This window comes from Brachybacterium equifaecis, assembly GCF_023509525.1.
Taxonomy (GTDB): Bacteria; Actinomycetota; Actinomycetes; order Actinomycetales; family Dermabacteraceae; genus Brachybacterium; species Brachybacterium equifaecis.
The window spans coordinates 637,997-650,814 of sequence record NZ_JAKNCJ010000001.1; the positions used below are offsets into that span (position 1 = coordinate 637,997).

Sequence of the window (12,818 nt, forward strand, 5' to 3'; positions counted from 1 at the left end):
GATGCAACTGCTCGCGGCTCTCGTGAATATCTCCACTGCGATCATCCGCCTGCTGACTCCTCAGTGAGCAGGTAGCTCCACAAGGAGCCTGGGCCCTGTCCTCGCTGCAACGAGGGCGGGGCCCATCCTTGTCTGCGCACCCGAACGCATGAGCGGACCGGCGGAAATCCCAGTCTAGGTCGAGGGGTGAATGGTGGGCCCGCAGTTGGCGAGCGCCTGGTCAGGGCTTCGTGGCGTAGACCCGGAACCTGCGCTGGGTCACGACGATCGGTGCCGACGCCTCCAGGTCGAGCAGGCGCTGTGCGTGGGCGCGCACGGTGAACCCCGGAGCGTCCCAGGGCACCAGGCCGATGTAGGTGACGAGCGCGCGAGCATCGCGGAAGCGCATCGTGCCGTGCCAGCTGTCAGCAGTGTCGATGCGCAGCCCTGCATCCTGCAGAGCTTGCGCGTATCCCGCCAGCGTCACGTCGGGGTGGAGGAACTCCCCGCCGAACCATTCGTGGATCTCGGGGGCGTCGAGGCCGTCCACCTGCTGCGTGAGGACCCTGCCGCCGGGAGCGAGGACCCGGGCGATCTCGCCCGCGTCGTAGACCTCGTGGCGCGACATCACCAGATCCTGGCTCGCATCGGGGAGGTCGAGGGGCTCCCCCACCTCGGCGTCGTATTCGAGCACCGTCACGCCGTGGGCCGCGAGAGTCTCTCTCGCAACGGGGACGTTCGGCGCCCAGCCCTCCGTCGCAACGACATGGGGCGGACGCACCTGCTCCTGCGCGAGCGACTCCAGCAGCGCCGACAGCCGCTCACCGCCGCCGGTACCCAGATCCACAGCGCCGATCCTCGAGCCCCGCAGGGCGCTGCGGCAGTCGTCCTCGAAGTCCCACCACGGACTGTCCGAGACCATCGCGTCATCCAGGCGCGAGAAGTCCCAGCCGACCATCTCCGCGTCGGCGTGCGCCTTCTCGAGGCTCCCCAGCAGATCCATGAGTGCTCCTTTGCAGGGTGGGGCGCGACGACTGAGCGACGCTGGTCGTGCGGAGCGGCACTCGCAGCGCGCCCGTAGGGCTTCAGGCATCGACCCTAGTGCGCCGCCCCCGTTCACTCACCTGAATGACGCCATCACCCGATCGCTGCGAACCCCTTCTCCAGATCCGCGAGGATGTCGTCGATGTGCTCGAGCCCGACGGAGAGGCGCACGAATCCGGGCTCGACGCCCGCGGCGCGCTGCTCGTCCGCGCTCAGCTGCGAGTGGGTGGTGGAGGCGGGGTGGATGACGAGGCTGCGCACATCGCCGATGTTCGCGACGTTCGAGTGCAGCTCGAGGGCGTCCACGAACCGCTTGCCGGCGTCGGCCCCGCCGGCGAGCACGAACCCGAGCACGGAGCCGGCGCCTCGCGGCAGGTACTCCTGGGCGCGGTCGAAGTAGGGGGAGCTCGGCAGGCCCGCCCAGGCCACGGACTCCACGGCCCCCTGGCCCTCGAGGAACGCGGCGACCTTCCGGGCGTTCTCGAGGTGGCGGTCCATGCGCAGCGGCAGCGTCTCCAGGCCCTGCGCGATGAGGAACGCGTTGAACGGCGAGACGGCAGGTCCCAGGTCGCGCAGCAGCTGCACGCGGGCCTTGATGATGAACGGCGGGAGCGAGGGCGGCAGCTGCGTGTACACGAGGCCGTTGTAGGAGGCGTCGGGCTCGTTGAAGCTCGGGAAGCGTGCGGGATCGGCGGCGAAGTCGAAGGAGTTGCCGTCCACGATCACGCCCGCGATCGAGGTGCCGTGGCCGCCGAGGAACTTCGTGGCGGAATGGACGACGATGTCGGCCCCGTGCTCGAGCGGGCGCAGCAGGTAGGGCGTCGCGACCGTGTTGTCGACGATCAGCGGCACGCCGGCCTCGTGAGCGATCTGCGCGACCTCGCGGATGCGCAGCACGTCCTGGCGGGGGTTCGGGATGGTCTCGGCGAAGAACGCCTTCGTGCTCTCCTTCGCCGCGGCGCGCCAGGACTCCAGATCATCGGGATCCGCCACGAAGATCGGCTCGATGCCCAGGCGCGCCAGGGTGTGCTTGAACAGGTTGAACGTGCCGCCGTACAGGCTCGGCGAGATGACGATCGAGTCGCCCGCGCCCGCGACGTTCAGGATCGCGAGCGTGATCGCGCTCTGCCCGGAGGCGACCAGCAGCCCCGCCGCGCCGCCCTCGAGCGCGGCGATGCGATCCTCCACCACCGCCTGCGTGGGGTTCGTGATGCGCGTGTAGATCGGGCCGAGATCCGCGAGGGCGAAGCGATTCGCGGCGGTCTCGGCGTCGGGGAACACGAAGCTCGTGGTCTGGTAGAGCGGGAGGGCCCGCGCGCCGGTGGCCGGGTCGGGCTCCTGGCCGGCGTGGATCGCGAGGGTCTCGAAGCGGGGGGACTGCTCGGTCATGGTGCTGCCTTCCGACGGGAGGGATCCGCTCTGCGGGATCCGCGGGCTGGTGAGAGACCCGCCGGGGGGCTGCGCAGCGCGGGGAGCGCGTGCGCACGGCGAGGAGTGACCGGGACCAGGATTCGGCGCGGCCCGCGCCCCTGCCAAGGTTCGTGAACACGCATGTCCGGACTCTGCTGACGAGCAGCTCGTGACATCGGCTGCCGGAATGCCCCGATTTCTCGGCTTTCCTGAGCGCGCTGCTCGTCTCCTGCAGGCGCGGTGGAAGCGCTCAGCTCGGCGCGCCAGCTGCCGCGGCCGATGCCGGGCATGCACTCATGCCCCCAACGAGAGCGAGCTCATGACCGACAGCACGAACCCCCGCCCCACCCCCTCGATGACCCGCCGCGGCCTCACAAAGGGCGCCGCCTGGACCCTGCCCGCCGTCGCAGTGGCCTCCGCGGCACCCGCCTTCGCTGCCAGCATCAGCGACTGCCCGACGAACGCCCGGATCGACCAGTTCTTCGCGCAGCGCCGCACCGAGGTCGCGAACTACGACGGCTGCGCCGGCACCACCTCGCCGACCTTCACCATCTGGTACGACGGCGGGGGCGGCGCGAACGTCGCCCTGCAGAACAGCTTCATCAACGTGCGCAACCAGAACAGCTGCACGATCGACCTGCGGGCGTACCCTCTCGCCTTCCGCATCGACATCGCGAACAGCGCCGGCGCTGACGTCGCTGCCGACAGGCCCGGCGTGCTGCGTCGCAGCATGACCTCGACCAACTCCTACGGGTACCTCTCCCGCCTCAGCGCCCCGGGAGTCGAGCGCTGCGGCATCAAGAACGAGACCTACTGGGAGCCCAACGGCACCGAACAGGTGCAGATGTCGGACGGGTCCACGGCGACCCGCACCATCTACAGCGCCCGCTGGAACACCGTCCGCGCCGCGACCGTGGTCTCGGGCGAAGACATCGACATCCAGTTCTCCTGGGCCGACGGGCTCGCCGCCGGCGGCCGCCTCAACAACATCTATCGCCTGGTGCCGCTCGGCATGGCGGCCCCGCAATGGGCCGACCTCACCACTGCCGATTCGGGTGCCTGCGCCGACGCCTACGCGTACTACTCCGCGAAGGTCGCCGAGTGGTACCGGAACGGCTACGGCTGCAACCCGAACATCCGCTGGAGGTGGGGACGGACGTGACCGCCACCAGCTTCCGCACCACCTCGAGCTACACCCGCACCCCCATCACCTGCGGCACCGGGATGTGGTCGAACGTGTCCCGGGACTTCACCCCCTCGCACGACGGCATCTACTGACCGAGGCGGGCCCGGGAGCGGCTGCTCCGGGGCCCGTGCACTCGCGCAGGGCAGGGGCGGCACGGCGGTCGGAACCGGGGCATGGCATGCTCATCCGATGCGCCGTGTCGTCCTCCTCTGCGGTCCCTCCGGGTCCGGCAAGACCACCTATGCCCGCGGTCTCGAGGCCGACGGGTTCACCCGGCTGTCCTTCGACCAGGAAGCCTGGGCGCTGGGCCTCGCGCCGCTGGACCTGACCCGCGCGCAGCTCGCGCAGATCGACGCGGAGCTGCGCTCCCGCCTGCACGACCTGCTGCGCGCCGGGCGCGACGTCGTCCTGGACTTCTCGTTCTCGACCCGCTCCCTCCGCGAGGAATGGCGGGCATTGGCCGCTGCCGATGGCGGCAGCACCCTCACGATCCATCTCGCGACGCCGCGCGAGGTGTGCCTGGCGCGGATGCGGGAGCGCCGCGGCGCGCACGCCGATGACGTCATCCTCGACGAGTCGGCGGCCGCCCATCACATCGACACCTTCGAGGCGCCGACGGCCGACGAGGGCCCGCTGCGGGTGATCCGCGGCGGTTGACCCCGCAGCCTGCCCCGGCCAGGCCCGGCTGGCGAGGGCGCGGCTCGCGAAGCGCCTCGTCCCTCAGCCCTCAGCGGCCCCGAGGTCGATCCGCCGCCCCTCCCACCGCGCCCGCAGCCAGCGGTCGTGGGAGGCGATGACGACGGTCCCGCCCCAGTCCAGCACGGCCCGCTCGAGGCGGGTGGCGAGATCGAGGCTGAGGTGGTTCGTCGGCTCATCCAGCAGCAGCACCGAGGGCGGGCTCTGCAGCAGGCGGGCGAGCTCCGCGCGGCGCTGCTGGCCGCGGGAGAGCTCGTGCAGGGGGCGGTCGAGATCCTTCTCGTGGACCAGGCCCATCAGGTCCGGCGCCTCGGCGTCGTCGGCCCTGCGGCCGAGGAGTGTGCGCACGGAGATATCGGGGTCCAGCAGCTCGTCCTGCGCGAGCACGCCGAGTTCGGCCGCGACCTCGACGCTCCCGCCGGTGGGCGCGAGCACCCCGGCCAGCACGCTCAGCAGTGTCGACTTCCCCGAGCCGTTCGGGCCCGTGATCAGGAGCTTCTCCCCTGCCTGGACCTCGAGAGAGATCGGGGCCAGGCGCCCCGTGACGGCGACCTCCCGGGCGGTGATCACCGGCTGCCCGGTCTCCACGCTCCTGCCGGGGATCCCGGTGAAGTGCAGCTCCGCAGGGGGCTGGCGCACCTGTGTGCGCTCGAGGATCTCCAGGCGCTGAGCGGCGTTGCGCACCCGGCGGGAGACGACGCTCGCGTTGCGGTCGGCGTAGAACTTCTTCGAAGCGCGCGCCTCGGTGCGCGGGGGGCGCTCGGCATACCCGACCTCGTGCGCATCCTCCACGAGCTGGCGCAGCCGCACCAGCTCCTCCTGCTCCAGGCGGTATTTCTTCTCCCAGCGCTCACGGGCGTCGAGCCTCGCCATGAAGTAGTCGGTGAAGGTGCCCGTGAAGGCCGTCAGCCCGCCCTCGTTCGCGTCGATCCGCGAGGCCGACGGGTCCAGATCGAGCTGCGCGCGGGTCGCGTCGTCGAGAAAGGCGCGATCGTGGCTCGCCACGAGCACCGGCCCGGGATGCTCGCCGAGGATCCGGGCGAGGAACTGCGCACCAGTCTCGTCCAGGTGGTTGGTCGGCTCATCGAGCAGCAGGGTCGTGGGCCGGGCGATCAGCAGGTGCGCGAGCGCCAGGCGCCCGCGCTGCCCGCCGGAGATCTCCGCGAGCAGCCGCTCCCGGGGCACGTCGGCGAGGCCGAGGCCGTGGAGGATCTCGTCGGCGCGCGAATCCGCGTTCCACGCATCGGCGATGCGGGCGCGGGCGAGCAGCTGGTCGTAGCGCGCGCTCGCGGCGGGCGAGGGATCGGTCTCGAGCGCCTCCCCCGCCTCGGCGAGCAGCCGCTCGAGCCGCCGGGATTCCGCGAGCGCCTCCTCCACGACCATCGCGATCGTGGTGGTGCGCGGATCGTGCGGGAGGTCCTGGCGCAGAAAGCCCAGTGGCTTCGGCGTCTTCACGACGCCCTGGGTGGGCTTCTCGATCCCCGCGATGATCCGCAGCAGAGTGGACTTGCCCGAGCCGTTCTCGCCCAGCAGTCCCGTCGGCCGGCCGGCGGGGACGACGAGGTTGATGTTCGTCAGCACGCGCAGGGTGCCGTAGGAGTGGGAGACGCCGTCGACCCGCAGGTGCATGCCCTTCGGCGGGGCGCTGCCGGCGGGGGCGTCCGGGTTCCAGCGCGCGGTGCTCGTGGGGCGCGGGCGGGAGGCAGGCGCGGGCTGCAGGGGGGCCGACGGGGCGCCCGGCGACGGGGCGGACGGCTGCTCAGCAGAGGAATGGGGCATGGATCAGCTCCGGGTTTCGCAGAAGGACAGGCAGGGCGGGGCGCGGGGCTGATCAGATGCTCATCCGCCCACGGTACCGCGCCCGCGCCTCTGCCCTCGGGACGCCCTGCCCTGGACTCGGGCCGACTCAGCAGGAAGAGTGGTCGCATGACCCTCACGAGCAGCCCCGACGCCCCTCGCACCCGCGCCGCCCAGTCCGCCCGCTCCACGAAGCTCGCCGTGATCGGCGCGGGCGCCGTCGGCAGCTCCGTCGCCTATGCCGCCATGCTCCGCGGCAGCGCTCGCACGATCGCGCTGTATGACCTGAAGACCGACAAGGTGCGCGCGGAGGTGCTCGACCTCGCCCACGGCTCCCCGCTCGCCTCGGGCACTCGGATCATCGGCGGGGACGACATCTCCTGCGTCGCCGGGGCCGACGTCGTCGTCATCACCGCGGGCGCCGCCCAGCAGCCCGGACAGACCCGCCTGGACCTCGCGGGAGTGAACGTCGGGATCCTCCGCTCGCTGCTGCCGCAGCTGCTCGAGCAGGCGCCGGACGCCGTCTACGTGCTGGTCACGAACCCCTGCGACGTGCTCACGGTCGCCGCGCAGCAGATCGTCCGCGCGTACGACCCCGCTTTCCCGGACGGCAGGATCCTCTCCTCCGGCACGGTCCTGGACACCTCCCGCCTGCGGAACCTGCTGTCCTGGATGACCGGAGTCGATGCCCGTTCGATCCACGCCACGATCGTCGGCGAGCACGGCGACTCGGAGTTCGGCCTGTGGTCGAGCGCGAACATCGGTCAGGTGCCGCTCGCGGACTGGGCCGACGAGAACGGCGAGCGCCCCTTCGACCTGGACCGCCTCCACGCCCTGGAGCAGGAGGTCGCGGGCGCGGCCTACGAGGTCATCCGCGGGAAGGGCGCCACGAACCTCGCCATCGGCGTCGCCGCCGCCCGCATCGTCGAGGCGATCCTGCGCGATGAGCGGGCGGTGCTGCCGGTCTCCACGCCGCTCACGGACTACCACGGCGTCAGCGGCGTCGCGATGAGCGTGCCCTCGGTCGTCGGCCGCCATGGCGTGGAGCGCACGCTCGACGTCCCGATGGACGAGCGCGAGCTCGCCGCCTTCGCGCGCTCGGCCGACGCCCTGCGCGCGGTGCAGGAGTCGCTGGGGCTCTGAGGGACGCCGCCTCAGCCCACCCGCCGCGTCCCGATCGCGGCGCGCGTGCGGGCGAGCGCGTCGCGGCCGAAGTCCGGCAGGCGGGCGGCGACCGCGACGAACACGCAGTCCACGACCGTGAGCTGCGCGATCCGCGAGGCCGTCGCGCCCGAGCGCAGGGTTGATTCCACTGCCGAGGTGGCCAGGACGTCGTCGGCGAGCTGCGCGAGGGGACTGCCGACGGATCCGGTCACCGCGATCAGCCGAGCGCCGCCTTCGCGGGCCAGCCGCGCGGCCTCGAGGATCTCGGCAGTGCGACCCGTGTGGGAGAAGACCAGCATCGCGTCGCCCGCGCCCAGCAGCGCCGCGGCCGGCAGGGCACTGTGCGAGTCGGTGAAGGCGATCGCGTGCAGCCCCACGCGGGAGAGCTTCTGCTGCTCATCCATCGCGGCGAGGCCCGAGGCGCCGACGCCGAACAGCACGATCTTCCGGGCACTCGCGATCGCCTCCGCCGCGCGCGCGAGGACGGCCAGGTCGAGCCCCTGGACGGTGTCCTGGACGGCGCGGGCGTCGGCGGCGGCGATCTTCGCGATCATCGTCGCGAGGTCATCGGCCGGGTCGATGTCCCCCTCCTCCTCGGCGCCGTCCGTGCGCGCGGCGGCGGTCTCGGCGGCGACCGCCTCCTCGTGCAGGCGGAAGCGGAGGTCGCGGTAGCCGCGGAAGCCCAGCTCGCGCGCGAAGCGCACGACGGTGGCCTCGGAGCATCCGGCCTCCTGCGCGAGCTCCCCGATGGTCATGCCCGCGATGCGCGCGGGCGAATCGGCGATGAGATCCGCGATCCGGCCGAGCGCCGGCTGCAGCTCCCCCCGCATCCCGCGCAGGCGCAGGACCAGCGGCGGCGTGCTCATCGGCCCGCGCTCTGCTCTCGCAGCTGCCCGGCGTTCTCCGCGCGCAGCAGCGCGACGGCGCTGCGGATCCCGGCGGGATCGCCCGTGCGCGCCGGATCCTTCGGGAAGCTCTCGAGCGCCGCCGCGGCGGCGGTCGCGTCGGCCCCGGCGAGGAGGGCGACCAGCGCGGTGCGCACGGATCCGCCGGCTGCCTCGAGCACCGCGGCGGCGTGCTCGGCATCGGCGCCGCTCGCCTGCACGAGCATGCGCACGGTGCGGGCGACGAGCTTCCGGTTCGTGGGGCGCACGTCGATCATGAGGTTCCCGAACGTCGTGCCCAGGCGCACCATCGTCGCCGTGGACAGGGCGTTCAGCGTGAGCTTCTGGGCAGTGGCGGCCTTCATCCGCGTGGAGCCGGTGACGACCTCCGGGCCGACGGCGAGCAGGATCGCGACGTCGGCCTCCGGGGCGAGGGCCGCCTGCGGGTTCGCGGCGATCAGCCCCGTCGCCAGTCCGCGTGCACGGGCGGCGCGCAGGGCCCCGCCGACGAACGGGGTGCGGCCGCTCGCGGCGAGGCCGATGACGACGTCCCCCTCCCCGCAGTGCTCGCGCACGAGGGCGGCACCCGCCTCCTCGTCGTCCTCGGCACCCTCGACGGCGCGCAGCATGGCGTCCGCTCCGCCGGCGAGATGGGCGGTGACCATCTGCTCGGTCGCGCTGTATGTGGGGACGAGCTCGACCGCGTCCAGCACACCGAGCCTGCCCGAGGTGCCCGCGCCGACGTAGTGGACGGTCGAGCCCGCGGCGATCGCGGCGACGCAGAGGTCCACGAGCTGCGCGATCTCCGGGGAGACGGTCTGCACGGCGGCGGCGACCTGGGCATCCTCGGCGAGGATCGTCGCGACGAGATCCGCGGAATCCAGGGTGTCGAGGTCCATCGTGCGCGGGTTGCGCTCCTCGGTGGGCGAGGCGAGGTCGACCAGCTCGCGCCAGTCCTGGGTGGTCGCGCTCATCGGGAACCTCCTGGAGGGGTGGACTGCGGGGCGACGGGGTGCACGCGCAGGGCGCGCACGGGGACGAAATGGAGCGATTCTCCCGGTTCTCCCGCCGCCAGCGGAATCGGCGGGGCGAGGGAGCCGAGCACCACGGGCCGGCGCGCACCGGTGACGGTGCGCTGCGAGCCCGTGCAGGGATCGGCGCGCGGGACCGCGGGCAGGCCGTGGGCGCTGAGGTATCCGATCAGTGCCATCAGCAGCGCCTCCTTCGCATCCGGCGGCACGCCGATCTCCTCGCTGGTCACGAGCGGGATCGGGTCCAGATGCGCGGCGAGGCGCTCCCGCAGGGCGGGGTTGCGCATCCCGCCCCCGGAGCCGACGACGCGCGCGACCGCGGCGGGCGTGCGTTCACTCGCCGCCCCGCCCGCGCCCGCCCCCGCGCCGACGATCGCGTCGGCGACAGTGCGCGCGGTGAGCTCCGTGAGCGTCGCGGCGAGATCCTCCAGACGCAGATCTGCCGCACCCGGGGCGCGGCGCAGCACGTAGCCGGCATCGAAGTGCTCGCGGCCCGTGGATCGCGGCAGGGGCCGCGCGTAGAACGGAACGGCGAGCAGCGCCCCGAGCACCTCCTGGTCCACGCGGCCCGCGCGGGCGAGGGCGCCGTCGATGTCGGCGCTGCGGGCACCGCCCGTCGCCGCGTGCACAGCGGCATCGAGCAGGCAGTTCGCGGGGCCCGTGTCCCCCGCGCGCACCGATCCGTCCGCCCCGATCAGGGTCACGTTCGCGATGCCGCCGAGGTTCAGGAACGCGACCCTCTCCCCGCCTGCGAGCAGCACATCGAGCACCGGGGCGAGCGGTGCCCCCTGGCCCCCGGCGGCGACGTCGGCGGCGCGCACGTCGTGCAGCACCGGTGTGCTGGTCGCCGCGGCGATGCGGGCGGAATCGCCGATCTGCAGGGTGCCGCGCGCGGCTCCGGTCTCATCGATCCAGTGGAAGAGGGTCTGCCCGTGGCTGACGATGAGGTCCGCTGCCCCGCAGCGCTCGAGCACCTCGGCCGCGGCGTTCGCGAACTCCTCGCCGACGGCCGCGTGGAGGCGGGTCCACTGCGCGGGGCCGCCGGGGTCGACGGGACCGCTGGCGGCGCCGTCCTGAGCCGTGGCAGCGGGCGCCCCGACGGCGGCAGGACCGACGGGGGCCGCCTCGCCCGTCGGCAGCACCGCGAGCAGGTCTCGTCGCAGGTCATCGGGCCATTCGTGCTCGGCGGCATCGAGCAGCGCGGCGTGCAGCACGGACGGATCCGCCGGATCGCGCGTGAACTCCACCAGCGCGGTGTCGATCCCGTCGATGCTCGTGCCGGACATCATCCCGAGGATCCTCATGGGCGCGATCCGCTCCCCGCGCCCGCTGCGAGCATCCGGCCGACGGCCGCGCGCATCATGGCCAGTCCGCTGCCGAGAGTGCGCACCTGCCGGCGGGATTCCGGAGCGGCGCCGGGGACGCCGACGTGCACGACGATCGCGTCGGGCCGCGCCGCGAGCACCGCGGCGAGGCGCTCGCCCTCCTCCGGGGATGCCTTCGGCAGGCGCGTCACCACGAGCACCTCCCGGCCCTCCATGTCCTGCGGATAGTCGGCGAGGATCGCGTCGATCCCGCGCTCGCGCAGGGCGGGCACCAGGAGCGCGGGCCGGGTGCCCGAGGCGTGGTCGGCCCGCGCCCGCGCATCGACCACGCAGACGGGCCCGCCGCTGAGCGCGGCCTGGCGCAGCGTGATAGCGCGCTCTGCCGCCGCGGCGCCGAGCTGCGCGATCTGCTCCAGCGCCTGCTCCAGGGAGCGTCGGCCCTCCTCGCGCTCGCGCGTCGATGCCGCGCCGCGGCGCACGCGCAGGGCGCGGATCTGCCGGGCGGCGTCGGCAGCGCGACGTGCGACGAGATCGCGGGGCAGTCGGCCGCTCTCGATCGCGGCGCAGATCGCGTCGTGCGCCTCGCGGAGCATCTGCTCGTCATCGCGGCGCAGCGAGGTGCCCAGGCACAGCAGGTGCGCGCCGGCCTCGACGGCCCGCACGGCGGCCTCCCCGTATCCGGGGTCCTCGGCCACCGCGGCCATGTCCAGGGCGTCGGTGATGACGAGCCCCCGGTATCCGCCGTAGACCATCTCGTCCAGCAGCGCGCGCGACCAGGGGGCGAGCGAGGCGGGACCCTCGCCGAGCGCGGGCACGAGGATGTGCGCGGTCATCACCGCGTCCAGCCGCGGCGCGATCTCCCACGGCGCCAGGTGCTGCTCCCGCAGCTGCGCGCGGTCCAGGTCGATCAGCGGCAGGGCGGTGTGCGAGTCCACGGAGGTGGCCCCGTGGCCGGGGAAGTGCTTCCCGCACACGCCCACGCCGGCCGCGCGCAGCCCGTCGGCGAAGGCGCGGCCGTGGCGGGCGACGAGGTCCGGGTCGTCCCCGAAGGCGCGGGTGCCGATGACGGGGTTCCCCGGATCGGTGGAGACGTCGAGCACCGGGGCCAGCGCGAGGTCGATGTCGCAGGCGGCGATCAGAAGGCCGAGGGCCTCCCCCGCGCGCAGCGTGAGGGCGGGATCGTCGATGGCGCCGAGCGCCCAGGCCGTCGGCAGGGAGGAGCCGGTCGCGGCCTGCAGGCGGGTCACGTCCCCGCCCTCCTCGTCGATCGCGATGAGCGCCTGCGGGGCGCGGGCATGGATCGAGCGGGAGAGGTCGCGGGCGGTCTGGGCATCGGGGGTGTTGTGGCCGAACAGGATGATCGAGGCGAGCCCCGCATCGAGCGCATCCCCCGCCCAGCCGGGCAGGTCGGTGCCGTCGATGGGGGCCATCATCAGCCCCAGGACGTCCCGGTCCCACTCCCGTGCGGCGGCGCTCATCCCTTCACTGCTCCCTGGGTGAGACCGCTGGCGAGGTTGCGCTGGACGAGCACGAAGAAGATCACCACGGGCAGGGCGATGATCGTGGAGGCGGCCATCACCGCCCCCCAGTTCGCCGTGTTCTGCGTGAAGAAGGTGCGCAGCCCGACGCCGACGGTGTACTTCGAGCTCTCCTGCATGAACGTCAGGGCGAAGATGAACTCGTTCCAGGCGGTGATGAAGCTGAAGACCGACGTCGCCACCAGGCCCGGCGCGACCAGCGGCAGCAGGATCGAGCGGAATATGCGGAACCAGCTCGCGCCGTCGACGTAGGCGGCCTCCTCGAGCTCGCGCGGCACGGCCGCGACGAAGCCGCGCAGGTTCCAGATCGCGAACGGCAGGGAGAAGGCGAGGTAGACGACCACGAGCCCCCACACGGAGTTCAGCATGTGCAGGGTGCGGGCCTGCAGGAACAGCGGGATCACGAGCGCCTCGAGCGGGACCATCTGCACCAGCAGCACCAGGATCAGCACCTGCGTGCGCAGGCGGAACCGGAAGCGGGCGACGGCCACGGCCGCGAGCAGCGCGACCGCGGCGGAGATCAGCACGGTGGCGACCGCGATGACGGCCGAGTTCTTCACGTAGTCGAGGAATCCGGCATCCACCAGCACGTAGCGGAAGTGCTCGAGGGTGAAGCCCGAGGGCAGCAGGCGCGCTCCGCGGGACAGGGGGCTCGAGTCCACGGCGGTGGAGAGCATCCAGTAGAAGGGGAACAGGCTCCCCACCAGGAGCGCCACCACACCCAGTGCCTTCAGCACTGTGAGGACGGGATGGCGCTGCAGAGC

At 72.9% G+C, this 12,818-nt stretch carries 11 protein-coding genes; 3 read left to right on the plus strand and 8 right to left on the minus strand.

What is annotated here, in order from left to right:
- Positions 1–220: 220 nt before the first annotated feature.
- Both Bequi_RS02970 and Bequi_RS02975 read right to left on the minus strand, forming a co-directional pair.
- Positions 221–982, minus strand: coding sequence for a class I SAM-dependent methyltransferase (locus Bequi_RS02970; RefSeq protein WP_249736459.1), 762 nt, complete (start codon positions 980–982; stop codon positions 221–223).
- 134 nt (positions 983–1,116) lie between these two features.
- On the minus strand, positions 1,117–2,412 hold the full coding sequence (locus Bequi_RS02975; RefSeq protein ID WP_249736460.1) for a bifunctional o-acetylhomoserine/o-acetylserine sulfhydrylase: 1,296 nt from the start codon (positions 2,410–2,412) through the stop codon (positions 1,117–1,119).
- Between the two features lie 340 nt (positions 2,413–2,752).
- Here Bequi_RS02975 and Bequi_RS02980 point away from each other — a divergent pair, with 340 nt between their 5' ends.
- Both Bequi_RS02980 and Bequi_RS02985 read left to right on the plus strand, forming a co-directional pair.
- Positions 2,753–3,595, plus strand: coding sequence for a hypothetical protein (locus tag Bequi_RS02980; protein WP_249736461.1), 843 nt, complete (start codon positions 2,753–2,755; stop codon positions 3,593–3,595).
- Between the two features lie 213 nt (positions 3,596–3,808).
- Complete coding sequence (locus Bequi_RS02985; RefSeq protein WP_249736462.1) at positions 3,809–4,276, plus strand: P-loop nucleotide/nucleoside kinase family protein; 468 nt, start codon at positions 3,809–3,811, stop codon at positions 4,274–4,276.
- Between the two features lie 63 nt (positions 4,277–4,339).
- Here Bequi_RS02985 and Bequi_RS02990 read toward each other — a convergent pair whose 3' ends face one another.
- Entirely contained in the window at positions 4,340–6,094 is a 1,755-nt protein-coding gene (locus tag Bequi_RS02990) for an ABC-F family ATP-binding cassette domain-containing protein (protein WP_249736463.1), read from the minus strand.
- Between the two features lie 147 nt (positions 6,095–6,241).
- Here Bequi_RS02990 and Bequi_RS02995 point away from each other — a divergent pair, with 147 nt between their 5' ends.
- Positions 6,242–7,255 (plus strand): L-lactate dehydrogenase, encoded by a 1,014-nt coding sequence (locus tag Bequi_RS02995; protein ID WP_249736464.1) that lies wholly within the window; start codon positions 6,242–6,244, stop codon positions 7,253–7,255.
- Between the two features lie 11 nt (positions 7,256–7,266).
- On the opposite strand, the gene Bequi_RS03000 is transcribed toward Bequi_RS02995, so the two are convergent.
- Genes Bequi_RS03000 through Bequi_RS03020 form a run of 5 tightly spaced genes read right to left on the minus strand, consistent with a single transcriptional unit; the run spans position 7,267 to position 12,815 of the window.
- The gene (locus Bequi_RS03000) at positions 7,267–8,142 is read right to left on the minus strand and encodes a MurR/RpiR family transcriptional regulator (protein ID WP_249736465.1); all 876 of its coding nucleotides are present in this window, start codon (positions 8,140–8,142) and stop codon (positions 7,267–7,269) included.
- The gene (locus Bequi_RS03005) at positions 8,139–9,134 is read right to left on the minus strand and encodes an N-acetylmuramic acid 6-phosphate etherase (RefSeq protein ID WP_249736466.1); all 996 of its coding nucleotides are present in this window, start codon (positions 9,132–9,134) and stop codon (positions 8,139–8,141) included. The genes Bequi_RS03000 and Bequi_RS03005 overlap by 4 nt, the downstream gene beginning before the upstream one ends.
- Positions 9,131–10,495, minus strand: coding sequence for an anhydro-N-acetylmuramic acid kinase (locus Bequi_RS03010; RefSeq protein WP_249736467.1), 1,365 nt, complete (start codon positions 10,493–10,495; stop codon positions 9,131–9,133). The genes Bequi_RS03005 and Bequi_RS03010 overlap by 4 nt, the downstream gene beginning before the upstream one ends.
- Positions 10,492–11,994 carry a glycoside hydrolase family 3 N-terminal domain-containing protein gene (locus Bequi_RS03015; protein WP_249736468.1) on the minus strand — a complete coding sequence of 501 codons (1,503 nt, stop codon included), beginning with the start codon at positions 11,992–11,994 and terminating at the stop codon, positions 10,492–10,494. Before Bequi_RS03015 ends, Bequi_RS03010 begins: the two co-directional genes overlap by 4 nt.
- Entirely contained in the window at positions 11,991–12,815 is an 825-nt protein-coding gene (locus tag Bequi_RS03020) for a carbohydrate ABC transporter permease (RefSeq protein WP_249736758.1), read from the minus strand. Before Bequi_RS03020 ends, Bequi_RS03015 begins: the two co-directional genes overlap by 4 nt.
- Positions 12,816–12,818: the final 3 nt, after the last annotated feature.